Origin of the sequence: Nocardiopsis dassonvillei (assembly GCF_964273065.1) — a bacterium.
In the GTDB taxonomy this organism is placed as follows: Bacteria; Actinomycetota; Actinomycetes; order Streptosporangiales; family Streptosporangiaceae; genus Nocardiopsis; species Nocardiopsis dassonvillei_B.
Map to the genome: position 1 here is coordinate 4,447,996 of NZ_OZ186815.1, position 22,097 is coordinate 4,470,092.

20 protein-coding genes are annotated in these 22,097 nt (G+C 72.7%); 6 read left to right on the forward strand and 14 right to left on the reverse strand.

What is annotated here, in order from left to right:
• Positions 1–66: 66 nt before the first annotated feature.
• On the reverse strand, positions 67–2,745 hold the full coding sequence (gene secD / locus ACSUPR_RS19955) for a protein translocase subunit SecD (protein ID WP_436886220.1): 2,679 nt from the start codon (positions 2,743–2,745) through the stop codon (positions 67–69).
• 91 nt (positions 2,746–2,836) lie between these two features.
• On the reverse strand, positions 2,837–3,286 hold the full coding sequence (locus ACSUPR_RS19960) for a hypothetical protein (protein ID WP_436886221.1): 450 nt from the start codon (positions 3,284–3,286) through the stop codon (positions 2,837–2,839).
• Between the two features lie 179 nt (positions 3,287–3,465).
• Between ACSUPR_RS19960 and metG the strand changes: the two genes are divergently transcribed.
• Together metG and ACSUPR_RS19970 are read left to right on the forward strand one after the other, a co-directional pair.
• Positions 3,466–5,286, forward strand: coding sequence for a methionine--tRNA ligase (gene metG, locus ACSUPR_RS19965; RefSeq protein ID WP_436886222.1), 1,821 nt, complete (start codon positions 3,466–3,468; stop codon positions 5,284–5,286).
• Positions 5,287–5,382: 96 nt separating this feature from the next.
• Positions 5,383–6,306 carry a TatD family hydrolase gene (locus tag ACSUPR_RS19970; RefSeq protein ID WP_436886223.1) on the forward strand — a complete coding sequence of 308 codons (924 nt, stop codon included), beginning with the start codon at positions 5,383–5,385 and terminating at the stop codon, positions 6,304–6,306.
• A gap of 71 nt (positions 6,307–6,377) precedes the next feature.
• Here the strand turns inward: ACSUPR_RS19970 and rsgA are convergent, their stop codons facing one another.
• The 4 genes from rsgA to ACSUPR_RS19990 form a co-directional block, all read right to left on the reverse strand.
• A complete protein-coding gene (gene rsgA / locus ACSUPR_RS19975; RefSeq protein WP_436886224.1) occupies positions 6,378–7,490 on the reverse strand; it encodes a ribosome small subunit-dependent GTPase A in 1,113 nt (370 codons plus the stop codon).
• A gap of 216 nt (positions 7,491–7,706) precedes the next feature.
• On the reverse strand, positions 7,707–8,597 hold the full coding sequence (locus tag ACSUPR_RS19980) for an MHYT domain-containing protein (RefSeq protein ID WP_436886225.1): 891 nt from the start codon (positions 8,595–8,597) through the stop codon (positions 7,707–7,709).
• Between the two features lie 167 nt (positions 8,598–8,764).
• A complete protein-coding gene (locus ACSUPR_RS19985; RefSeq protein WP_436886226.1) occupies positions 8,765–9,595 on the reverse strand; it encodes an MHYT domain-containing protein in 831 nt (276 codons plus the stop codon).
• A 203-nt stretch (positions 9,596–9,798) separates the two neighbouring features.
• Positions 9,799–10,347, reverse strand: a complete 549-nt coding sequence (locus tag ACSUPR_RS19990) for a TetR/AcrR family transcriptional regulator (protein ID WP_436892067.1) — start codon at positions 10,345–10,347, stop codon at positions 9,799–9,801.
• A gap of 436 nt (positions 10,348–10,783) precedes the next feature.
• Here ACSUPR_RS19990 and ACSUPR_RS19995 point away from each other — a divergent pair, with 436 nt between their 5' ends.
• From ACSUPR_RS19995 to ACSUPR_RS20010, 4 genes are all read left to right on the forward strand, one after another.
• Complete coding sequence (locus tag ACSUPR_RS19995; protein ID WP_436886227.1) at positions 10,784–11,479, forward strand: carbonic anhydrase; 696 nt, start codon at positions 10,784–10,786, stop codon at positions 11,477–11,479.
• 300 nt (positions 11,480–11,779) lie between these two features.
• Positions 11,780–12,280 carry a hypothetical protein gene (locus ACSUPR_RS20000; RefSeq protein ID WP_436886228.1) on the forward strand — a complete coding sequence of 167 codons (501 nt, stop codon included), beginning with the start codon at positions 11,780–11,782 and terminating at the stop codon, positions 12,278–12,280.
• A gap of 98 nt (positions 12,281–12,378) precedes the next feature.
• On the forward strand, positions 12,379–12,750 hold the full coding sequence (locus ACSUPR_RS20005) for a hypothetical protein (protein WP_436886229.1): 372 nt from the start codon (positions 12,379–12,381) through the stop codon (positions 12,748–12,750).
• Between the two features lie 91 nt (positions 12,751–12,841).
• The gene (locus tag ACSUPR_RS20010; RefSeq protein ID WP_436886230.1) at positions 12,842–13,078 is read left to right on the forward strand and encodes a hypothetical protein; all 237 of its coding nucleotides are present in this window, start codon (positions 12,842–12,844) and stop codon (positions 13,076–13,078) included.
• A gap of 22 nt (positions 13,079–13,100) precedes the next feature.
• Here the strand turns inward: ACSUPR_RS20010 and ACSUPR_RS20015 are convergent, their stop codons facing one another.
• From ACSUPR_RS20015 to ACSUPR_RS20050, 8 genes are all read right to left on the reverse strand, one after another.
• The gene (locus ACSUPR_RS20015) at positions 13,101–14,105 is read right to left on the reverse strand and encodes a sugar phosphate isomerase/epimerase family protein (protein WP_436886231.1); all 1,005 of its coding nucleotides are present in this window, start codon (positions 14,103–14,105) and stop codon (positions 13,101–13,103) included.
• An 85-nt stretch (positions 14,106–14,190) separates the two neighbouring features.
• The gene (locus tag ACSUPR_RS20020; RefSeq protein WP_436886232.1) at positions 14,191–14,871 is read right to left on the reverse strand and encodes a hypothetical protein; all 681 of its coding nucleotides are present in this window, start codon (positions 14,869–14,871) and stop codon (positions 14,191–14,193) included.
• 162 nt (positions 14,872–15,033) lie between these two features.
• Entirely contained in the window at positions 15,034–15,891 is an 858-nt protein-coding gene (locus tag ACSUPR_RS20025) for a sugar phosphate isomerase/epimerase family protein (protein ID WP_436886233.1), read from the reverse strand.
• Positions 15,892–15,903: 12 nt separating this feature from the next.
• Positions 15,904–17,109 (reverse strand): substrate-binding domain-containing protein, encoded by a 1,206-nt coding sequence (locus ACSUPR_RS20030; protein WP_436886234.1) that lies wholly within the window; start codon positions 17,107–17,109, stop codon positions 15,904–15,906.
• A gap of 2 nt (positions 17,110–17,111) precedes the next feature.
• Positions 17,112–18,167: an ABC transporter permease gene (locus ACSUPR_RS20035; protein WP_436886235.1), complete on the reverse strand. Its 1,056-nt coding sequence runs from the start codon at positions 18,165–18,167 to the stop codon at positions 17,112–17,114.
• Positions 18,164–19,270, reverse strand: a complete 1,107-nt coding sequence (locus ACSUPR_RS20040; protein WP_436886236.1) for an ABC transporter permease — start codon at positions 19,268–19,270, stop codon at positions 18,164–18,166. The genes ACSUPR_RS20035 and ACSUPR_RS20040 overlap by 4 nt, the downstream gene beginning before the upstream one ends.
• On the reverse strand, positions 19,267–20,880 hold the full coding sequence (locus tag ACSUPR_RS20045) for a sugar ABC transporter ATP-binding protein (protein WP_436886237.1): 1,614 nt from the start codon (positions 20,878–20,880) through the stop codon (positions 19,267–19,269). Before ACSUPR_RS20045 ends, ACSUPR_RS20040 begins: the two co-directional genes overlap by 4 nt.
• On the reverse strand, positions 20,877–22,019 hold the full coding sequence (locus ACSUPR_RS20050) for a Gfo/Idh/MocA family protein (RefSeq protein ID WP_436886238.1): 1,143 nt from the start codon (positions 22,017–22,019) through the stop codon (positions 20,877–20,879). The genes ACSUPR_RS20045 and ACSUPR_RS20050 overlap by 4 nt, the downstream gene beginning before the upstream one ends.
• Between the last annotated feature and the right edge of the window lie 78 nt (positions 22,020–22,097).

A 22,097-nucleotide genomic window follows, 5' to 3' on the forward strand; every position in this document is an offset into this window, starting at 1 on the left:
CTTTTCCCCGGAAGCCCGCTCCGGGAGTCCAGAACCCCGTGGGCGCCACCGCTGTGGGAAAAGGCGCTAGACGACGGCGCCGTCGTCGGCCTCGCGGGCCGCCTTGGCGGCGACGCGCTGCTTGGCCTTGCGCTCCTTGATGACGTGCGGCGGCGGGGTCCTGTCCCACTTCTGGAGCCACACGGCCAGCGGGACGGCGACGAAGACCGTCGACACCACGCCCGTGGTCAGACCGACCAGCATCGCGATGGAGAAGTCCTGGAGCGAGGACCCGCCGAAGAAGGTCAGGAAGCCCAGGATGATCCATCCGCCGACGGTCGTGTTGACGGTACGGGGCAGGGTGTTGACGATCGCCCGGTTGGCGATGTCCGTGAACGACGACTTCTCGTCGCGCGCCCACTCGTCGCGGACGCGGTCGAACACCACGACCGTGTCGTTGACGGTGAAGCCGATGACGCTCAGGATCGCGGCGAGGAACACGCCGTCGATCGGCTTGCCCAGCCAGATGAACAGGCCGATGACCAGCAGCATGTTGAACGCCAGCGACAGCATCGTGGAGACGCCGAACGACCAGCGGAACCGCCAGGCCAGGTAGATCATCTGCAGGGCCAGCGCCGCGCCCAGCGCGATGAGCGCCCGGTTGCGCAGCTCGTCGCCCATGCTCGGGCCGATGAGCTCGTCGCTCACCACCTCGACGCCGCCGGTCTCCTCGGCCAGGGCCTCGGTGATCGACGCCGCGTCGGTGTCGTCGAGCTGGCCGGTGCGCACGGAGATGTCGCCGTCGCCGGCCTCCTGCACCACGGCCGTGTCCGAGCCGGGGAAGCCGAGGGCGGAGACGACCGCCCGGGCCTCGTCGATGCCCAGGTCCCGGTCGCCGGTGATCTCGTACTCCAGGACCCGGCCGCCGGTGAACTCCACACCCAGGTTGACGTTCTGCACGAGCGGGGCCACCAGGGCGGCCACCACGAGCAGGCCCGCGACGATGAGCCCCTTGGAGCGGTGCTTCATGATGTCGGGGCTCTTCTTCACCAGCCAGGAGCGGACCGGGCCGACCCGGTCCAGGCCGCTGATGGCCGGGTGCTTGCGGATGACCGCGCGGCGCACCGCCCACTCCACGAACACGCGGGCGATGACCAGTGCCGAGAACATCGACACGATGGTGCCGATGCTCAGGGTGACGCCGAAGCCCTGGACGGTGCCCGAGGCCAGGAAGAACAGCAGGGCCGCGGCCAGCAGCGTGGTGACGTTGGTGTCCACCACCGCGCTCCACGCCTTGCCGCTGCCCTCCACGAAGGACTTCTCCAGGCTGGGCGGCACGGCGCGGCGGCGACGGCGGGCGAGGGCGCCGCCGGTCTTGCCGTCGTCGTCGCCCTCCTTCATGCCGGCCGAGCGGTTGGCCTGGTAGACCGCCTGCTGGCGCTGGTACTCCTCACGCGCGCGCTCGAAGATCAGCACGTTGGCGTCGATGGCCATGCCGATCGCGAGCACGAAGCCCGCCAGGCCGGGCAGGGTGAGCGTCGCCCCGAGCGCGACCAGCGCGCCGTAGGCGATCAGGGTGTAGAACGCCAGGGCCAGCGAGGCCAGGAAGCCGACCAGGCGGTAGACCAGCGTGATGTACAGGGCGGTGAAGGCGATGCCCAGGATCGCGGCGATCGCGCTGGCCTGGATGGCCTCGGCGCCCAGGGTCGGGCCGACCGTCTGGCGCTGGACCTCGGTCACCGGCAGCGGCAGCGAGCCGCCCTCGATGAGGACGGCCAGCTCGTTGGCGCTCTCCTTGGTGAAGGTGGAGCTGGTGATGGTGGTGCTGCCACCGGGCATGCCGTTGTCGCAGCCGTACTCCTGGTTCACCTCCGGGGCGGAGATGATCTGGTTGTCGAGCACGATCGCCACCCGGCGGCGCGGGTCGCCGGTCGGGTAGCAGGCCGCCTCACCGGTGAGCTGGCGCCACTGGTCGCGCCCCTCGCCGCGGAAGTTGACGTTGACGGTCCACTGGGCGCGGTTGACGGGGTCGAGCACGGCCTCGGCGCTGGACACCCGGTCGCCGCGGATGGCGGTCTCGCCGAGCTGGAGGTAGGTGCCGTCGGCGTCCGGGAGCGTCATGACGACGTCCTCGGGGTTCTCGGCGCTGGGGCCGGCCTGGCCGGGCTGCTGGCCCTGGCCGCCCATGCCGCTGAGGAGCTCCTGGAGCTCCTCGTCGGTCATCTCGCCGCCCTCGCCGCCCTCGGCGGGGGCGTCCTCGGCGGGGGCCTCCCCGTCCGCGGGGGCGTCCTCGGTGTCCCGGGGGGCGCGGGCCTCGTCGGCCTCGCCCTGCGGGGCGTTGGCGAAGTCGCCGGGCGCCTGGACGCCCTGGCCGCCGCCCTGTCCCACTCCCAGCACGGGGTGGAAGGACAGCTGGGCGGTCTGGCCGACGATCTGGGCCGCCTCGGCGGGGTCCTGGACGCCGGGGAGCTCCACGATGATGCGGTTCTCACCGGAGCGGGACATGGTCGCCTCGGCCACGCCGAGGCGGTCGATGCGCTGGCGCAGCACCTCGACGACCAGGTCGGTGTTCTCCGAGTTCGCGGGGGTGCCGTCGGGTCCGTCCTGGGTCTCCAGGACGATCTGGGTGCCGCCGCTCAGGTCGAGGCCCAGGCGGGGCGGGATGAACCATGCCGCGCCGAAGGCGACGGCGATGACGAGCAGGGACACGAGGGCGCGCAACCAGCGCGCCCCCGATCCCGTCGATGTCGATGTGGACGTGGCCAAGGGGTCGTTACCTCTCACTGCGAAAAAGCCGATGGAGATCCGGGCGCGCGGCGGGCACGGGGGCCGGGGGACACGGCGCCCGGGGATGGGATCAGGACGGGAGTGCGGTGAGAGGCGGGGCCCGGGTGGGCGGCAGGTCCCGCGGTACCCCCTGCTCGGGCGCCGGTTCGGCGCGCGGCGGGTCGGCGGGCCACCAGGGCCGGTCCCAGGAGACGGGGCGCAGGGCGGGGACGGGCAGCACGTCGGGCAGGTCGCGCCCGGAGGACCTGGTCTCGCAGGTCGCGGGCGGCGGGCCGACGGTGACCTGGTGTCCGCCGTGTCCGGCCCGCTCCACGTCGGCGGCCTCCGGCTCGGAGTCCGCGGTGCGCAGGGCGCTGGCCACCCCGTAGGAGGGCAGCGCCGGCAGCGCGGGCTCGTCCGCGGCGAACCCGGGGACGGAGAACACGACGAGGAGGGCCACTCCCGCGGCCAGCGGGCCGGCGAGGGCGCGGGCCCGGGCGCGGACGGCACGGGCCAGGGCACGGGGAGCCGTGGTGACCACCGCCTAAGGTCCGGAGCGCCGCCTGGCGCCGAGTCGCATGCGTCACACTGCGCGCGTGTTCGTCCAGGAGAGCATACGGGTACACGCGGACCCGGGGAATCTCCCGGCCCGGGGTGAACGCCGACGGGGCGCCGGCGACGGAGTGCGTGCCAGGCCTCCGGCGGCTTTAGGCTTAGGTCATGTCGTCGAATCGCCACATCCTGACCGCGGTCGCTTGGCCCTACACCAACGGACCGCGCCACATCGGCCACGTGTCCGGCTTCGGAGTCCCCTCCGACGTCTTCTCGCGCTTCCAGCGAATGTCGGGCAACCACGTGCTGATGGTCAGCGGCACCGACGAGCACGGCACCCCGATCCAGGTCCTGGCCGACCAGGAGGGCGTCACCGCCCGCGAGCTGGCCGACCACTACAACCGGGTGATCGCCGAGGACCTGGTGGCCCTGGGCCTGTCCTACGACCTGTTCACCCGGACCACCACCGGCAACCACTACAACGTGGTGCAGAAGCTCTTCACCACGCTCTACGACAACGGCTACGTCTTCGCCCGCACCACCAAGGGCGCCATCTCCCCGTCCACGGGGCGCACCCTGCCGGACCGCTACATCGAGGGCATCTGCCCGATCTGCGGCTACGACGGCGCGCGCGGCGACCAGTGCGACAACTGCGGCAACCAGCTGGACCCGATCGACCTCATCTCGCCGCGCTCCAAGATCAACGGCGAGACCCCGGAGTTCGTGGACAGCGAGCACTTCATGCTCGACCTGCCCGCGTTCGCCGGCGTGCTCTCGGAGTGGCTCAAGGGCAAGGAGGGCCAGTGGCGCCCCAACGTCCTCAAGTTCTCCCTGAACCTGCTCGACGACCTCCAGCCGCGCGCGGTCACGCGTGACCTGGACTGGGGCGTGCCGATCCCGCTGGACGGGTGGAGCGACAACGCCAACAAGCGGCTGTACGTGTGGTTCGACGCGGTCATCGGCTACCTGTCCGCGTCCATCGAGTGGGCCGAGCGCACCGGCGACCCGGAGGCGTGGCGCCGCTGGTGGCAGGGGGAGGACCCGGAGTCCTTCTACTTCATGGGCAAGGACAACATCGTCTTCCACTCGGTGATCTGGCCCGCCATCCTGCTGGGTGCCGGCGGCCGGGGCGACCGGGGCGGCGAGGCGGGTCCGCTGGGCGGGCTCAACGTGCCCACCGAGGTGGTCTCCAGCGAGTTCCTCACCATGGAGGGGCGCAAGTTCTCCTCCTCGCGCCGCGTCGTCATCTACGTGCGCGACTTCCTGGAGCGCTACTCCGCCGACGCGCTGCGGTACTACATCATGGCGGCCGGGCCCGAGACCCAGGACACCGACTTCACCTGGGCCGAGTTCGTGCGCCGCAACAACGACGAGCTGGTGGCGGCCTGGGGCAACCTGGTCAACCGCTCCATCTCGATGGCGGCCAAGAACCTCGGCGAGATCCCCGCGGCGGGCGAGCTCACCGACGAGGACCGCCGGGTGCTGGAGGCGTCCCGGGCGGCGTTCGACACCGTCGGCGCCCGCCTGGAGCGCTCGCAGTTCAAGGCCGGGCTCCAGGAGGCGATGCGGACCGTCGCCGAGGCCAACAAGTACATCTCCGAGCAGGCCCCGTGGGCGCTGAAGAAGACCGACCCGGAGCGGATGGCCACCGTGCTGCACGTGGCGCTCCAACTGGTCCAGGACGCCAACACCCTGCTCACGCCGTTCCTGCCGGAGTCGGCCAACAAGGTGTACGCGATGCTGGGCGGCGAGGGCACCTGGACGGGCATGCCCCGTCTGGAGACCGGCCACGACCACATCGGCGGCTCGGCGGAGAAGGTGGACTACCCGGTCATCACCGGCGACTACGCCGACAACGCCGCCCGCTGGGAGTCGCTCCCGATCGTGCCGGGCACCCCGCTGAGCCGCCCCGAGCCGCTGTTCGCCAAACTCGACCCGTCCGTCGTGGACGAGGAGCTGGCCCGCCTGGAGGGCGGCGCCGCCGGGTAGGGCGGCCGCAGCAGGACCGCACGGACACCGGAAGACACGGACACCGCCGCGCCGACGGGCCATCCCGTCGGCGCGGCTCGTCGCGGAGGGAAGAACATGGGCAAGCGGTCTGGGAAGGCCGTCGAGGCGCGCAACGCGCAGACGCCGCCTCCGGCGCCGGAGCCGCTGCGGGTCCCGGTGGCCGACAGCCACACCCACATGGACATGCAGACCCCGGAGGTCGCGGAGATCATCGCCGCCGCGGAGGCGGTCGGGGTCACCCCGCTGCTCCAGGTCGGCGTCGACCTGGCGTCCTCGCGCTGGGCGGCGGAGGTCGCCGCGGACAACCCGGGGAAGGTGTGGGCGGCCGTCGCCCTGCACCCCAACGAGGCGCCCCGGATCGTGCACGGCGACGGCGCGGACGGGGTGGAGGTCGACGACAGCGACTGGGCGGGCAAGGCCCGCCGGCCCGGGGGCTTCGCGGCCCTGAAGCGGGAGCTGGCCGGGATCGACACCCTGGCCGCCCGCCCGCACGTGGTGGCGGTCGGTGAGACCGGCATGGACACCTTCCGTACCGGCCCGGAGGGGGCGCGGGCGCAGGAGGAGTCGTTCCGCGGGCACATCGCGATCGCCAAGCGGCACGGCAAGGCGCTCATGATCCACGACCGGGAGGCGCACGAGGACGTGTTCCGGGTGCTGGAGGAGGAGGGCGCCCCGCACACGGTGGTGTTCCACTGCTTCTCCGGCGACGCGGCCATGGCCCGCCGCTGCGCCGAACTGGGCTACTTCATGAGCTTCGCGGGCAACGTGACGTTCGCCAGCGCCGAGTCGCTGCGCGAGGCCGCGCAGGCGGCCCCGGCGGAGCTGATGCTGGTGGAGACGGACGCGCCGTTCCTGACCCCCAGGCCGTACCGGGGCCGCCCCAACGCCCCCTACCTCATCCCGCACACGCTGCGGGCGCTGGCGGAGGCCAAGGGGATGGACGAGGACGAGCTGGCCGCGACCATCGCGGGCAACGCCAAGCGGGCCTTCGGCTTCTAGGGGTCCGGTTCCCGGGGCCGGGCCGGCGGCGGCCCGGCCCCGGGGCGGGCGCCCGGGGGTGCCCGCCGCCGTCAGCGGCCGCCGCGCTTGAGCCGGCCGCGTTCGCGGCCCGCCTTGGTGGCGGCCTTCCACCTGCGGGTCTGCTCCGAGCGCAGCCGGGCGTCGCCCCGGGCCCGGTTCCGCTCCGCCTCGCGGCGCAGCCGGTTCCAGCGCTCCAGGCGGCTCAGGTCGAGCTCGCCCTCGTCGACCGCCGCCCGGACCGCGCACCCCGGTTCGCTCTCGTGGGCGCAGTCCCGGAACCGGCACAGCTCGGCCAGGCCGGTGACGTCGGAGAAGGTGCGGTCCACGCCTTCGGCCTCGCCGGGAACGTCGATGCGCCGCACCCCGGGGATGTCCAGCACGACCGCCCCGCCGGGCATGAGCAGCAGCTGGCGGTGGGTGGTGGTGTGCCGCCCCCGCCGGTCGCCGCGGATCTCGCCGGTGTCCATCAGGTCGTGCCCGGCGATGGCGTTGACCAGGCTGGACTTGCCCGCCCCCGAGGTGCCCAGCAGCACCCAGGTGGAGCCGGGCGCCATACGCTCGGCGAGGCCGTCCAGCCCCTGGCCGGTGTGCGCGCTCACCACGTGCACCTCGATGCCGGGCGAGACCGAGCGGACGAGTTCGGTGACCTCGGGCAGCCGGTCCCCGGCCAGTTCGGCCTTGGTGACGGCGACGACCGGTTCGGCGCCGCCCGCCCAGACCAGGCTGAGGAACCGCTCCAGGCGGCCCACGTTGGGCCCCTGGTCGGCGGCCTCGCAGATGAGTACCCGGTCCACGTTGGCGGCGAGCACCTGGTCGTGGGAGTCCTTGGCGATGCCCTGGCGGACGAGCGTGCCGGAGCGCTCCAGTACGGCCTCCACCAGCCAGGTGTCACCGGAGCGGCGCACGGCGACCCAGTCGCCGGTGCACGGCGCCAGGGTGGGGTCGGTCCGCGCGTCCCTGAGGACGGCGGGGGAGTGGTCGGCGGGGACCTCCCCGTCGGGGACGCGGACCACCGAGCCGCCGCGGCGGGCGGCACAGACGCGTCCGGGCACCAGGAGGTGCTCCGAGGCGTGGGACGCGGAGTCGAAGGCCGCCGCCACGCGCGGGCTCCAGCCCAGGGCGGTCAGCGGATGCGGGGATGTGTCGGTGACACGGGTGTTCACGGTACGGCTCTTTCTCTCGGGAAGAAGGCGAGCCGGGCACCCGGGAGGGACCGGGTGCGCTCAGGGCTCGCGGAACGTCGGGAGGCGGGGCTTGCGGGCAGGGACGGACACGGGCATCGGTCGTCCTCCTCTCCATGGCGTTCCGCGGCGGGCGCACGCGGACCCGCCGAAACTACACTCGGCGGGTCCGTGGCGGCCAGTGGTTTTCCGCGGGCGTCAGCGGTTGCGCGTCCACACGTCGTCGGCGGGCCGTCGCCCGTCCGCCGCCGGTGCGGCGGGGCGCGCGGTGGCGTGGCGCGGGCTGTACCCGGCGTCGCCGGGCCGCGGGGCCTCCTCGTCCGCCGGGGCGGCGGCGTGCACGGGGCGGCGGCTGTAGTCGGTGCGCTCCTCGTCGTCCCCCAGCAGAAGGAAGAGGCTGCACACGAGCAGGAACACGAAGAGCACCACGATGAGCGGCAGCAGCAGGTCGGGCACCGTGGAGCCCTCGGGTGCGCCGTAGCGGACGAAGTCGGGGGCCTCGTGGTGGATGCCCGCCATCCCGGTGTAGTGCATCGAGGTGACGGCGGCGCCCATCAGCAGCGAGGCGCCGAGGTTGGCGCCCAGACCGGTGACCCGGGTGGCGAACCACAGGGCCACGGTGGCCGCGACGAGCGCGATGGCGCAGGAGGCGGCCACGTATCCGGGGTCCAGGTGCAGCTCGCCGTGGACGTTCATGGAGGCGACGCCGGTGTAGTGCATGGCGAGGACGCCGCCGCCCAGCAGCAGGCCGCTGAGCAGCAGCCCGGGGGTGCTCCGGCGGCGCAGGCTCAGGGTGAGCGCACCTCCCATGACCACGATGGCGATGGCGCCGCTGAGGAGGGTGAGCAGCGGGTCGTAGCGGATGGCGGTGTCCGGGAGGCGGAAGCCCATCATGGCGATGAAGTGCATGGACCACACGGCCATACCGCCCAGGGCGAAGGCGGACAGGACCGTCCAGCCCCACCGGGCCAGGCCGGGGGCGCGGCGGGCCCGGTAGGCGAACGAGAGTCCGAGGAAGGATCCGATCACCGAGACGGTGAAGGCGATGGCGGGGGTCAGCCAGTCCTGGCCGAAGACATCGTCGAGCACGGGACTCTACTTTCCATGACCTGCGTCACACTGGGCGCGGATTATGGATGTTATGCAGGAAACGAAGAAAAGACCAGGGGGCAAACGGAATCCGACTGTCCCGATGTGGCCAATTCGCGAGGCGGGCGGAGTTTTGCCGCCCCGTGCTCCCGATGTCCGGATGGGAATTAGCGGTCGCGCGACCGGTTCGGATCGAAAACGTGACGGGGGGAGTACTCTCCGCTTTCCGCTTTCTCCTTTTCCGGGGCCGGGGCGGGCGCGGCGGGGCGGCGCGGGGTGTCCTCCACGCCCAGCATGAGGAAGAGGCTGCACACGAGCAGGAAGACGAAGAGCGCCACCACGAGCGGCAGCAGCAGGTCCGAGGAGGTGGCCCCCTCCGGGGCGGACAGGTGGTGCTCCGCGTCCACGGTGGCGCTCATCCCGAACATGCCGGTGTAGTGCATACAGGAGACGGCGACCCCCATGAGCAGCGAGGCCAGGGCGATGGCGGGCGGGCTCTCCACCCGCCGGGCGAACCACAGGGCCGCGGTCGCCGCGGCCAGGGCGATCGCCGCGGCGGCGGCCACGTACACCGGGTCGTGGTGCAGCTCGCCGTGCATGTTCATCGAGGCCATGCCCATGTAGTGCATGGCGACGATCCCGGACCCGGCGATGGCGCCGCCGGCCAGCAGCCCGGCCCTGGTCCCGCGGCGGATGGTGAGGTACAGCGCCACCCCCATGACCAGGATCGCGACCGCACCGCTGGCGAGGGTCAGGGGCGTGTCGTAGCGGATGGGGGTCCCCGAGACCCGGAAGCCCATCATCGCGATGAAGTGCATGGACCACACGGCGGTGCCGCCCAGGCAGGCCGCGCTCAGGGCCAGCCACTGCCAGCGGGCGAAACGGCCCGCGCTGCGGCGGGCCCGGACGGAGAGCATCAGGCCGATGAAGGAGCCGAGGACCGACACCGCGTAGGCGATGACCGGTGTCCACGGTCCGTGGGCGAAGTGGTCGATCATGCTGGTCCATCCCGAATGTGCGATTCCCTGACGAGAAAATCATAGAAAGCACATATCGGAGAGGCGTCTCCGAATATCACGTGATTTCGTTTTCGGAGGCCCCGCCGCGGTCGGAATCCCTGATTCCTTCGGGCATGTGACCGAAGGTGACCGTTATCTCCGTGTCCGGTGTCACCGGCCACGGTCCCTGGGCGGGCGCGGCGTCAGGACGGGCGCGGCGGCCGGCGCAACCCCTGGAAGGCGATGGTGGCGAGGGTGTCGGCGACCTCTTCCGCCGACAGCCCGCGGTCGGGCTTGTACCACTCCACGATCGAGTTGACCATGCCGAACAGCAGCCGGGCGGCGACCGCCGGATCGACGTCGTCGCGGATGTCCCCGGCGACGATGCCCTCGCGGACCAGGTCGGCGACCAGGTGGTCGAACTCGCGCCGCCGCTCCAGGGCGTGCTTCTCCACCTCGGTGTTGCCGCGCACCCTCAGCAGCAGCGTGACGTGCGGCAGCAGCTCCACCAGCACCTGGACGCTGCCGCGCAGGACGTGGTCGAGGCGGTCCACGGCCGGGCCGGTGACCGAGGCCTCCTCGCGGGTGACCGCGAACAGGGCGTCCAGGGCCAGGTCCAGGGACCGGCGCAGCAGCTCGGTCTTGCTGGAGACGTGGTGGTAGATCGCGGACTTGGTGACTCCCAGGGCGCGGGCCAGGTCCTCCATGCTGGTGCCGTCGTAGCCGCGTTCGTTGAAGACGCGGGCCGCCACGTGCAGGACGGAGTCGGCGTCGTGGCCGGGGCGTCCGGAGCGGCGCCTACCGGAGCGCGGGGGCGCGGGCTCGCCAGGGCTGGTTCGGGGCACGGTCGTCGAATCTATCTCGTGTCGGGTGTCGGTCGCGGACCGATCACCCGGTCGCGGGCCGCGCGTCGCGGTCGTCACACGAGGGGTCGGTTACCGAACGATCGGTCGGTGTGGAGTCTACGGGGCATCCGGGCGCATCGGTAGAGGTGGGCGGCCCGTGGCGGGCCGGCACCGCCGGGGGGTGGATCCGGTATGTGCGGGAACGGGGAAGAGTGACGGGGCGTTCTGGGCGCTAAGGATGCGTTAAGTGACTTGTGCCCTTTTTGGGAGGAGCGTAGCTTTTCTTCGCTTTCTTTGACAGGAGGCGGGACCCGCCTCGAAACGAGGAAGAACGAGACTCCCCATGGCCATTTCACGTCGTCACGCCCTACGCGCCTCCCTCCTCGGCGGCGCCGGAGCCGCCCTGGCCGCCGCGGCTCCCGCGCCGGCCTGGGGCGCACCCGACACCGCCTTCGAGGGCGGTGCGCGCGACGCCCTGCGTCTGCTCAAGGAGGGCAACCGGCGCTGGCGCCGGTTCGCCTCCCGCCACCCCAACGAGGGGCCCGGGCGCCGGGCCGAGGTCGCCCGGGGGCAGAGCCCCTTCGCGCTCGTCCTCGCCTGCGCCGACTCCCGCGTCGCCCCGGAACTGGTCTTCGACCGGGGCCTGGGCGACCTGTTCACCGTCCGCTCGGCGGGCGAGGTCCTGGACTCCTCGGTGCTCGGCAGCATCTCCTACGCCGTCGAACACCTGCACGTCCCGCTCATCGTGGTCCTGGGCCACTCCTCCTGCGGCGCGGTGGGCGCCGCCGTGGACGCCCACCGCACCGGCGAGCTCCCGCACGGACACGTCGGCTACCTCGTCGAGCAGATCCTCGGGGTCGTCGAGTCCACCCCCGAGGGGGGAGGCGACTTCCTCGACGACTGCGTACGCGCCAACTCCGTGCACATCGCGGACCTGCTGCGCGAGGATGAGGAGCTGCGGCCCTTCGTCGAGGCGGGGAAGCTGGACGTCGTCGCCGCCCGCTACGACCTCCAGGGGTACGGGGTCGACTGGCTCTGAGCCGGGACGTAGGTCCCGCTCCGGGGCGCCGGTGCCATAAAAGCTCATAAAGCGATAAAGGCGATCGCCCGTATCATTCCGGGCGATCGCCGTTTTCATGGTGTCGCGCCACCGTAATCCTGTGTGACCATTGTCGTCCCGGCATTGCCGACTCGGCTCTCCTGTCAGGCATAACGCAATAAATTTCCGAAAAGCCAGCGAATCCCTCCGCGTCGTTCTATTGTCGTGCCTGTCCGTACAGGGGCGGCCCGCGGCCCCGGCCGCCGCGGGCCGCCCGGCCCCGTCTCGCAAAGGACCGATGTGCGCGCGATCGACCGACAGATGAGGGAACTGCTCCAGACACCCGGTGTGCGCAGCGTCCACCTCGTCGACTGGCGGAGCGGGCGGACCCTCGTCCACGTCGGCGACGAGGACCGCACGGAGGACGCGGTGGCGATCCTGCGGACCGTGCACGCCGGGCCGCTGTGCGCGGCACAGGACCTGGAGGACGTGGTCGTCTCCGACGCCGGGCACCACGTGCTGGCCGCCGTCCTGGCCGGATCCGCGGACCTGTGCCTGCGGGTGCGGGTGTCCCGGGCCGGGGGGAACCTCGGTTCCGCCCTGCGGGACCTGCGCCGACTCGCGCGCACCGCCCGGTTGCCCGCGCCCCGCCGCGACGACGACCGGCCCCCGTTGCCGGGCCGGGGGCCCGTCCCCCGCCCCCGGACCGCCGTCCCCGTGGACCGCGGCGTCCTGGAACGCGTCCTCGCCGCACTGCGCACCCTGTCCACCGACCGCCCCGACCGGACGGTGACCGCGTGAGCGGTGGGGACTCCCCGCGCCGCGCGGTCCGCGGGCTGCGCCGCTGGATCACCGGTCGGGGGCGGACGGGCCGAACCACGCTAAGGAGAGAGAACGACATGCCGAACATCGAAACCGGTCTCAAAGAGATGATGGCCATCGACGGGGCGGTCGGCGCCGCCGTCGTCGACTACAGCAGCGGGATGGCGCTGGGCACCCTCGCCTCCACCAACACGCTCGACCTCACCGTCGCCGCGGCGGGCAACACCGAGGTGGTCCGCGCCAAGATGCGCACCATGGACCAGCTCGGCCTCAACGACGCCATCGAGGACATCCTCATCACGCTGTCCGGGCAGTACCACATCATCCGCCCGCTCACCAGCCGGAAGGGCCAGGGGCTCTTCCTCTACCTGGCGCTGGACCGGACCCGGGGCAACCTCGCCCTGGCCCGCCACCGGCTCAAGGGTGTCGAGGAGGGCCTGGAGGTCTGATCCGGAAGCGGTCGGGAGGGGCGGCGATGGGGGACAATCGGGGAAGACCCCGCTCTCCCACAGCCGCCCCCATGTTCGAGGAGAACCGGCCATGTTCCGGATCGCCATCAGCCGTCTCGACGACGCGCGCATCGTCCCGGAGCACCGGGAGACGGTGCTGTCCGTCGACGACGCCGTCCGCGCCGTCCTGACCCGCCTGCCCGCCGCCGACCCGGCACTGTTCAGTGGCCGGACGGTCCAGGACTCGGTCAACCGGTTCAACGACTTCAGGCGCGACGTCGTCGCCGGCGGCCGCGGGTACAGGGTGGTGATCGCCCCGATGATGTGACCCGCGGCGGCCGGGCCGGGGCTCAGCCGGAGCCGAACGCCGAGTCGAAGGACGCCTCGGGCGGGTCGTAGGCGTGCGAGCGGACGAACCGCACCGCCTCGGCGGCGCCGACCAGCCGGTCCATCCCCGCGTCCTCCCACTCCACCGAGATCGGTCCGGTGTAGCCGATGGAGTTCAGGACCCGGAAGCAGTCCTCCCAGGGGACGTCGCCGTGCCCGGTGGACACGAAGTCCCAGCCGCGCCGCGGGTCGCCCCACGGCAGGTGGGAGCCCAGCCGCCCGTTGCGGCCGTTGCCGGTCCGCCTGCGGGTGTCCTTGCAGTCCACGTGGTAGATCCGGTCCCGGAAGTCCCACAGGAACGACACCGGGTCGATGTCCTGCCACACCATGTGGCTGGGGTCCCAGTTCAGGCCGAACGCCTCCCGGTGTCCCACCGCCTCCAGCGCCGCCTGCGTGGACCAGTGGTCGTAGGCGATCTCGGAGGGGTGCACCTCGTGCGCGAACCGCACCCCGACCTCGTCGAACACGTCCAGGATCGGGTTCCAGCGGTCGGCGAAGTCCCGGTAGCCGGCCTCGATGACGTCCTCGCCCACCGGCGGGAACATCGCCACGTACTTCCAGATCGCCGACCCGGTGAAGCCCACCACCGTGGACACCCCGAGCCGGGCCGCCGCCCGCGCGGTCGTCTTCATCTCCTCGGCCGCGCGCCGCCGCACGCCCTCGGGGTCGCCGTCGCCCCACACCCGGGACGGCAGGATGTCCCTGTGCCGGTGGTCGATGGGGTCGTCGCAGACCGCCTGGCCGAGCAGGTGGTTGGAGATCGCCCACAGCCCCAGGCCGTGCCGCTCGAGGATGCCGAGCCGGTCGCGCACGTAGTCGTCGTCCGCGGCGGCCCGGGTGACGTCGAGGTGGTCCCCCCAGCAGGCGACCTCCAACCCGTCGTAGCCCCAGGAGGAGGCCAGGGAGCACACCTCCTCGAAGGGCAGGTCGGCCCACTGTCCGGTGAAGAGGGTGACTGGTCGTGTCATGTCGGGCCTTTCGTCGGTGCGCCCTCGCGCTTGCGCCGAAGGGGCCCCGCCGTGCGGCGGGGCCCGGTGGTCGTCGTGGTCGGTGTCAGTGGTCGTCGTGTTCCGCCCGGGCCCCGGCGGTGCCGTCGGGTTCCAGCGCTCCCGTCCCCGGGGCGGCGGGCAGGTGGGCGTGGACGTGGCCGAGCCCCGCGGCGACCGCGGCCTCGTCCAGGTGCGCGGCCGCGGCGGACCAGCCCACCACGGCCTCGTTCCGCACGCCCATCGCCACGTGCAGCAGGTCCATGCGCAGGTCCTCGTCCTCCACCAGCGCCGCCTTGGAGTAGGTGTCGGAGGTCACCACCAGCAGCGAGGCGGACGAGACCAGGGCGGTGCGGACGGGGTCCGGGTCGCCCTCGGAACCCAGGGAGGTGATCACTTCGTGCGCGGTGGTCCGCCACCCGTGCACGGTGCCCGCGTCGACCACCTCCAGGGGCGGGTGGGAGCCGTCCACGGGCAGCCAGACCTCCATCTCCTCCACGACCGGCGCCAGCTCCGCGCGCGCGGCCATCGCGGCCTCGGCCAGCGCCGCCACCGCCTCGGTGTCCCCGCTCTCCGCCTCCTCTCCGGGGGACAGGACGAGCGCGGCGGCCAGGGCGAGCACGACCGCCATCGCGCCGATCGTGAGCCACCAGGTCAGGGGGGTGGCGTGCTGGGGTTCGGGCGGGGCCCCGGGGGGAGGCGGGGCCTGGTCTTCTTCGATCAGGGGGGTCCGGTGGTCGTCGGGCATGGTGACGTCTCCTAGCGGGTGGAAGTCACCCTGCTCCCGGCGGCGCTTTCCGGCGAGCGCGGTGCCGAGCGGGGTGGGGGTGTGCCGTCGCGGACGCGGGACCGGCCCGACCGCTGTGCGCGCACGGTCGGAGACGGACCGGGCCCCGCCGCCCCCCACTCCTCACCTTCCGTTCAGGAGGGACCGCAGGAACGCCAGCCCGTCGACGGCGATCGCGTCCTGTGTCTCCGCCAGCGGCCGCCAGATGGAGGCCGCGGTGGCGATGCTGGCATTCTCCGCGGTGAACGATTCGATGACCAGGGGGCCGTCGTGGCCGATCGCGTCCAGCGCGCCGACGATCCCGGGCCAGTCCAGGTGGTCCGCGCCGGGGGCGCCCCGGTCGTTGGCGCAGACCTGCACGTGGGCGACCCGCCCGCCCGCCCGCAGGATGGCCGCCGGCACATCCCTCTCCTCGATGTTCATGTGGTAGATGTCCAGCGCCAGGCCGCAGTGCTCCGACGGCAGGTCGGCCAACAGCTCCAAGCCCTGGTCCACGGTGTTGAGGACACTGGTCTCGTACCGGTTGAGGGGCTCCACCGCCAGCCGGACCCCGGCCTGGGCGGCGTGCTCCACGACCGGGGCCAGGGCCTCGGTCAGCTCGGCCGCCAGGGACGCCCGCCCGGCCGGGGGGATCCGCCAGGTGCGGCCCACCGACGCGTAGGCGGGACCGGCGGCGACGGGCGACCCGACCGCCGCCGCCGCGTCCACGACCCGGCGCAGGTAGTCCTGTGTCGTCCGCCGGGTGCCCGGGTCGGTCGCGACCAGCTCCCGACCCGGGCCCATGACCAGTACGACTCGGGGCTCCAGACCCAGCCCGCTCACCAGGTCCCGCGCGCGGCCGGGGTCCCAGTCGCCGACGTCCTCCACGGGGAGTTCGATCACGTCGAACCCCCACGCGGCCACCCGCGGGGCGATCCTCTCCAGAGCCGCCCCGGTCAGCGGCGACGTCCACACCCAGGTGTTGACCCCCAGCGCGCGCATCGTCCCCTCCTCCTACCGGTCGGTCCAGGCGTCGGGGAACCCGGGCAGGTCCTCCCCGCCGAACTTGGCGTAGTGCAGCGACGGCATGTCGGCGTTGCGCTCCAGGAAGTCCTGGAGCTCGCCCTGGCCGATCGGCTCCTGCGGCAGGATCCACTCCGCGGGGACCTCCTCCCCGGCCAGGATCATGGACGCGGCCAGGACCGGGGTCCGCCACTGGAAGTTGGAGTACACCGGCGCGATCGCGGTCAGCCCCTCCTCGTCCCACTTGCGCATGAAGCTCAGCTCGTCCTCACCGGAGATCACCGGGTAGGGCTGTCCGGCGTCCTCGAACGCCTCCAGCGCGGCCACGGCGCCGTCCCCGGCGTCCATCCAGATGCCGTTCACCTCGCCGCGCTGGAGGTGCTGGGAGACCAGGTCCTTGATCTTGGCGCCGTCGCCCTCGGTGAACTCGTAGCCGAGCACCTCCAGGTCGCTCCCGCCGAAGATCTGCTGGGCGGCCGCCCAGCGGTGCTCCAGCACGTCCACGCCCGGGAGGATGCGCAGCGCCAGCACCGTCGACCCGGGCTCCAGGTTGTCCACCAGGAACTCCGCGGCGTCGGCGCCGTAGGCGTAGCCGCCGATCGGGTGGATGAACGTGACCATGCAGTCGCTGTTGACGCCGCGGTCGAACACGATGACCGGGACGCCGCTCTCGCAGGCGGTCTCCACCGCCGGGGTCAGGGTGGCGGTGGTGGACGGCGAGATGATGATGGCGTCGCAGTCGCCGGAGTCCACGAACGCCTGGATGTCGGAGATCTGCTGGTTGTCGTCGTCGGCCGCGTCGGACACCCGGAACTCGCCGATACGGCCCTCCTCCTGGAGCGCCTCCACCTGCTGCTCCATGGTGATGAAGCCGGTGACGCGCCAGGGGTTGGAGACCGAGGCGTTGGAGAAGCAGACGGTGGCGTCCTCCGGGGAGTCGTGCGCGAACTCCGAGGTGTCCGTCCACTCCGGCTCGATCGCCTGGAGCCAGGGCTGGTCGGCCGGGCCCTCCGGCTCGATCTCCCGCTGGGCGAGCTGGGCGTCGTACTCCGCCTGGTCGAACCACTCGGCGTCGGGGGTCGGTTCCGCACCGCCCCCGCCCCCGGGGGCGGCGTCGTCCGGTGTGTCCGTGGTACACGCCGAGAGCATCAGTGTCAGGCCGGCGGTACCGGCGAGCAGCATGCGTGAGATGCGCATGATTACCTCCTGGGGGTCCCGAGCTGCCGCTCGGGTTCGTTGTCCGGTCGCCGGCGCGGGCGCCCCGGCGGTCGCAGATCGCCCCGGCGGGCGGCGTAGGCCACCGCGGCGATGATGATGAGCCCCTGTACCGAAGGCTGGATGGTCGAGGGCAGGTAGAGCTGGTTGAACAGGGTGAACAGGGCGTCGACCGTGAGGGCGCCCAGGGCGGCGGCCACGACCGTCCCCCGGCCGCCGCCCAGGACCACGCCGCCCAGCACCACGGCGGTGATGGCGGTGAACTCCAGCCCCTGTCCGACCTGCGCGGTGACCCCGGCGAAGCCGCCGATGAGGATCGCCGCGACCGTCGCCATGAGGGCGGAGCCGACGAAGGCCAGGGTGCGCACCCGCTGCACCCGCACCCCGGAGAAGGCGGCGGCGACGTCGTTGTCGCCGGTCGCCATCAGGGCGCGGCCGAACGGGGACCGCATGAGGAACACGGCGCCGACGGTCAGCGCCAGGGCGATGAGCGCCGCCCAGGGCAGCTGCCCGAGGAAGGGCACGCCCTCGATCCCGCCCCGGCCCGGGACGCGGAACGCCTCCGACAGGGAGCCGGTGGGCGCGCCCCCGGTCCAGAAGCGGACCGCGCCGAACAGGACGAGCATCGTGCCCAGGGTGGTGATGATCGACGGCACCCTGAGCAGTGTCGTGACCAGGCCGTTGACCAGCCCCACCAGCAGGCCGAAGGCGAGCATGACGAGGATGACCGGCCAGGTCATGCCCTCCTCGCCGTCGATGAGCCGGGCCGCGATGACCACCTGGGCGCCGACCAGGGAGCCGACCGACAGGTCGAACTCACCGGACACGATGACCAGGTACTGGCCCACGGCCAGGATGACGAGCGGGGCCGCCTTCTTGGCGAAGGCCATGAGCGGCGGGCCCTGGAAGAACGACGGGTTCTGGGTGGCGATGACCACGAAGATCAGCACCAGCAGCAGGAGCACCGTGGTGGTGCCGCCCCGGCCCAGGAGGGACGGCAGGGCTCGGAGCACGGAGTGCCGGGCGGGCGACTCGGTCATCGGCCACCTCCCTGGGGTGTCGTCTCGGGGACCGGGGCGCCCTCCGGCCCCGGAGCGGGTGGGGGACCGGTGTCCGCGGGCGGCGGGCCACCGGAGGGGAAGCGCACCCGCACAGCCGACCGGGACAGCCGGCCTCGGGCGTAGATGGCGACGGCCGCGATGACGATGACGCCGCGCAGCACGTCCTTGACGAACGGGTCCACCCCCAGCACGTTGAACACCGTGTCGAGGGTGGCCAGGATGAACACCCCGGCGATGGTCCCGGCCACGCCGCCGCGCCCGCCCATCAGGTAGGTCCCGCCGAGCACCACCGCGGCGATGGCCTCCAGCTCGTAGCCGTTGTTGTAGACCAGCGCGCTGCCGGTGCCGAACCGGGCGGCCAGCAGCAGCCCGGCGACCCCGGCTGTCATCGAGCACAGGACGTGCGCGGTGATGACGGGGATCCGGTCGCGGACCCCGGACAGGCGGGCGACCTCGGCGTCGCCGCCCACCGCGTACATGTGGTAGCCGGTGCGGGTGCGGTGCAGGAACACGATCACCGCGGCGGCCAGGACCAGCATGACCAGGGTGGACACCGGGAACACCCCGATGCGGGTGTAGCCGAACGCCTGGAAGGCGGCGGGCACCGACCCGGCCGGTCCCTGGAAGTTCGTGTCCAGGTAGCCCTTGATGATGAGGCCGGTCCCCAGGGTGGCGATGAAGGGGTTGACCCGCAGCCACGTGACGATGCCGCCGTTGGCCAGGCCGATCAGCGCGGCCAGGCCCAGGGCGGCGGCGATCCCCAGCGGGACGCGGGCCGGGTCGCCCGCCATGACGGTGGCCGCGACGACGGTGGACAGGGCCGCCACGTACCCGACCGACAGGTCGAGGGAGCGGCACAGGATCACCAGGGTCTGGCCGATGGCGAGGAACCCGAGCAGGCTGCTGCGGGTGAACAGGTCCACGGTGTTGGCCGTGGTGAAGAGGTTCTTGCCCTGGGACGCCACGTAGAGGGTGCTGAGCACCAGCAGCAGGGCCAGGGCCAGGTAGACCGCGCCGGTGGTGCCGGTGCGGGCCCACAGGGCGCGGACCGCGGCCAGGGGGGAGGCGGGGGGTGTGCTCACGGTGCGGCCTCCTCGTGCCGGGGGTCGTCGGAGTGCTCGGCCACCGCGGCGCTGATCCGCGGGTCCTCGACCCCCGGTCCGGCGGCCTCCACGGAGGAGCCGGTGGCCAGCGCCATGACCTCCTCCTCGCCGGAGCCGCCGGGCAGTTCGCCCGCCACCCGGCCGTCGGCCAGGACGACCAGGCGGTCCGCCATGCCGATCAGCTCGGGCAGCTCCGAGGAGATGAGGACGATGGCCACGCCCTGCGCCGCCAGCTCCCGCATCAGCCGGTAGACGGCCTGTTTGGCGCCGACGTCGATGCCCCGGGTGGGCTCGTCCAGCACCATCACCCCGGGTTCGGTGGCCAGCCACTTGGCGAGCACGACCTTCTGCTGGTTGCCGCCCGACAGGTAGCGGACCTCCTGCGCGTTCCCGCCGCGCGCGACCAGCTCCAGGGACGACAGCACCCCCGGCAGCCGGGCGGCCCGGGCCCCCGACCCGAACGGCCACACGGCGTCCAGGACCAGTCGCGCGTTGGCCAGGACCGACTGGTTCAGGGCCAGGCCCTGCGTCTTCCTGTCCTCGCTCACGAGCACCAGCCCGGCCCGGATCGCGGCCCGCGGCGAGCGCGGGTCCACCCGGCGCCCGTCCACGGCGACCTCGCCCCGGGTGAAGCGCTCGATCCCGAACAGGGCGTGCGCGATCTCGGTGCGCCCGCTGCCCTGGAGCCCGCCCAGGCCCACGATCTCGCCGCCGCGCACCTGGAAGGAGATGTCGTGCAGCTGCGAGTTCCCGCCACCGCGCACCTCCAGGCGCACGTCGCCGTGGTGCCCGCCGCCCTCTTCGGGCGTCCGGGGCTCCAGGGGTTCGGGGAAGACCGCCGAGACCGGCCGGCCCACCATCATGCGGACCAGGTCGGCCGGGCGGGTGTCGGCGGCGTCCACGGTGTCGACGAGGCGGCCGTCCTTCAGGACGGTGATCCGGGTCGCCAGGTCGAAGATCTCCCGCATCCGGTGGGAGACGTACAGCACCGCCACACCGCGTTCGAGCAGGCGGCCGATGATGCGGTAGAGCACCTCCACCTCGCTCTCGGCCAGTGCGGCGGTCGGCTCGTCCATGGAGATGACGCGGGCGTCGTGCGAGAGCGCCTTGACGATCTCCACCACCTGCTGCTGGGCCACCGACAGGGAGCGGACCCGGGCCCAGGGCTCGATGCCGACCAGGTCCAGGTCGGCGAGCAGGGCCGCGGTGGCGCGCTCCATGGCGCGGCCGTCCACGGCGCCGAGGCGGCCCCGGATCTCCCGGCCCAGGAACACGTTCTCGGCGACGGTCCGCTCCGGGAGCAGGTTGAACTCCTGGAAGACGGTGGCCACCCCGGCCCGCTGGGCCTGGACCGGGTGCTCGAAGGAGACGGGGCGGCCGTCCAGCTCGACGGTGCCCCCGTCGGCCGGGTGGACCCCGGCCAGGACCTTCATCAGGGTCGACTTCCCGGCGCCGTTCTCGCCGACCAGGGCGTGCACCCGGCCCGGGTACAGCTCCAGGTCGACGCCGTGCAGGACGCGGACGCCCAGGAAGGACTTGGTGATGCCGCTCATGCGGACCACCGGTGCTGCGGGGGCGGCGGTGCTCATCCCGGATCCACCTCGGATACGTCGACCCAGCGGCGCTCGCGGGCCGACAGCAGCACGGCCTCGGCGATGACCGCCGCGCGCAGCCCGTCGGCGAAGACCGGAAGCCCCTCGGGGGAGCCGCCGGAGACGGCGTCGGCGGTGTCGGCGACCAGGGCGTTGAAGCAGTCCTGGTAGCCCTGGGGGTGGCCGACGGGGACGGTGGCGAGCCGGGCGGCGTCGCGGCTCAGGTCCGGGGCGTCGCGGGAGATGACCGAGGTGCGGCCGCGCCCGCCCGCCCACAGGGTCTCGGGGCGCTCCTGGTCGAAGCGCAGCGACCCCTCGGTGCCGGAGACCTCCAGCACCAGGCTGTTCTTGCGGCCGGGGGAGACCTGGCTGATGACGGCGCCGCCCACGGCTCCGCCCGCGGTGGCGAACTGGAGGGTGACCAGGTCCTCGGTGTCCACCGGGCGGCCGTCGCGGACGTCGTTGAACCGGCCGGTCCGGGCGCAGACCTCGGTGATCCGGTCGCCGGTGACGAACTCCAGCATGTCGCACCAGTGCGAGCCGATGTCGCCGAACGCCCGGGTGGGTCCGCCGATGGCCGGGTCCACCCGCCAGTTGTCCTCCTGCGGGTACAGCAGCCAGTCCTGGAGGTAGCCGCCGTGGGCCAGGCCGACCCGGCCCACGGCGCCGGCGGCGACCAGGGCGCGGGCCTCGCGGGCCATGGGGTGGAACCGGTAGGCGAAGGGGACGACGGCGACCAGGCCGGCGTCCGCGGCGGCCGCGGTCATCTCCCGTGCGGTGGCAGCGTCGGTGGCCAGGGGCTTCTCGCACACCACGTGCTTGCCGGCGGCCAGGGCCGCGAGCGTCAGGGGTGCGTGCAGGTGGTTGGGGACGCAGACGTGCACCACGTCCACGTCGTCGCTGCGGATCAGGTCCAGGGCGTCGGCGTACGCGCGCCCGACGCCGTTGGCGGAGCGGAAGGCCTCGGCCTTCTCACGGGAGGAGCCCGCGACCCCGACGACCGCGCCCCCGTGGGCGCGGACGGCGTGGCTGTGGACCCGGCCCATGAACCCGGTGCCGATCACGGCGGCCCGGTAGGCGTTCGGCACGGCCGCCCCGACATCGGATCCGCCGCCGATGGTTGTGACCTTACTCACTGACATGGTGGCACCGTACGCCGGACTTATGACGATGGTCAAGCAGAAGTTGAGAAATGTGACCGCAATAGATTGCGG

Bases quoted from the DNA above. Each gene is read 5' to 3' on its own strand.
- ACSUPR_RS20025 (WP_436886233.1), bottom strand. From the start codon at position 15,891: ATGCGCGCGCTGGGGGTCAACACCTGGGTGTGGACGTCGCCGCTGACC.
- ACSUPR_RS20045 (WP_436886237.1), bottom strand. From the start codon at position 20,880: ATGAGCACCGCCGCCCCCGCAGCACCGGTGGTCCGCATGAGCGGCATC.
- ACSUPR_RS20030 (WP_436886234.1), bottom strand. From the start codon at position 17,109: ATGCGCATCTCACGCATGCTGCTCGCCGGTACCGCCGGCCTGACACTG.
- metG (WP_436886222.1), top strand. From the start codon at position 3,466: ATGTCGTCGAATCGCCACATCCTGACCGCGGTCGCTTGGCCCTACACC.
- ACSUPR_RS19985 (WP_436886226.1), bottom strand. From the start codon at position 9,595: ATGATCGACCACTTCGCCCACGGACCGTGGACACCGGTCATCGCCTAC.
- ACSUPR_RS20010 (WP_436886230.1), top strand. From the start codon at position 12,842: ATGTTCCGGATCGCCATCAGCCGTCTCGACGACGCGCGCATCGTCCCG.
- ACSUPR_RS20015 (WP_436886231.1), bottom strand. From the start codon at position 14,105: ATGACACGACCAGTCACCCTCTTCACCGGACAGTGGGCCGACCTGCCC.
- ACSUPR_RS20005 (WP_436886229.1), top strand. From the start codon at position 12,379: ATGCCGAACATCGAAACCGGTCTCAAAGAGATGATGGCCATCGACGGG.
- ACSUPR_RS20020 (WP_436886232.1), bottom strand. From the start codon at position 14,871: ATGCCCGACGACCACCGGACCCCCCTGATCGAAGAAGACCAGGCCCCG.
- ACSUPR_RS20035 (WP_436886235.1), bottom strand. From the start codon at position 18,167: ATGACCGAGTCGCCCGCCCGGCACTCCGTGCTCCGAGCCCTGCCGTCC.
- ACSUPR_RS19970 (WP_436886223.1), top strand. From the start codon at position 5,383: ATGGGCAAGCGGTCTGGGAAGGCCGTCGAGGCGCGCAACGCGCAGACG.
- ACSUPR_RS19995 (WP_436886227.1), top strand. From the start codon at position 10,784: ATGGCCATTTCACGTCGTCACGCCCTACGCGCCTCCCTCCTCGGCGGC.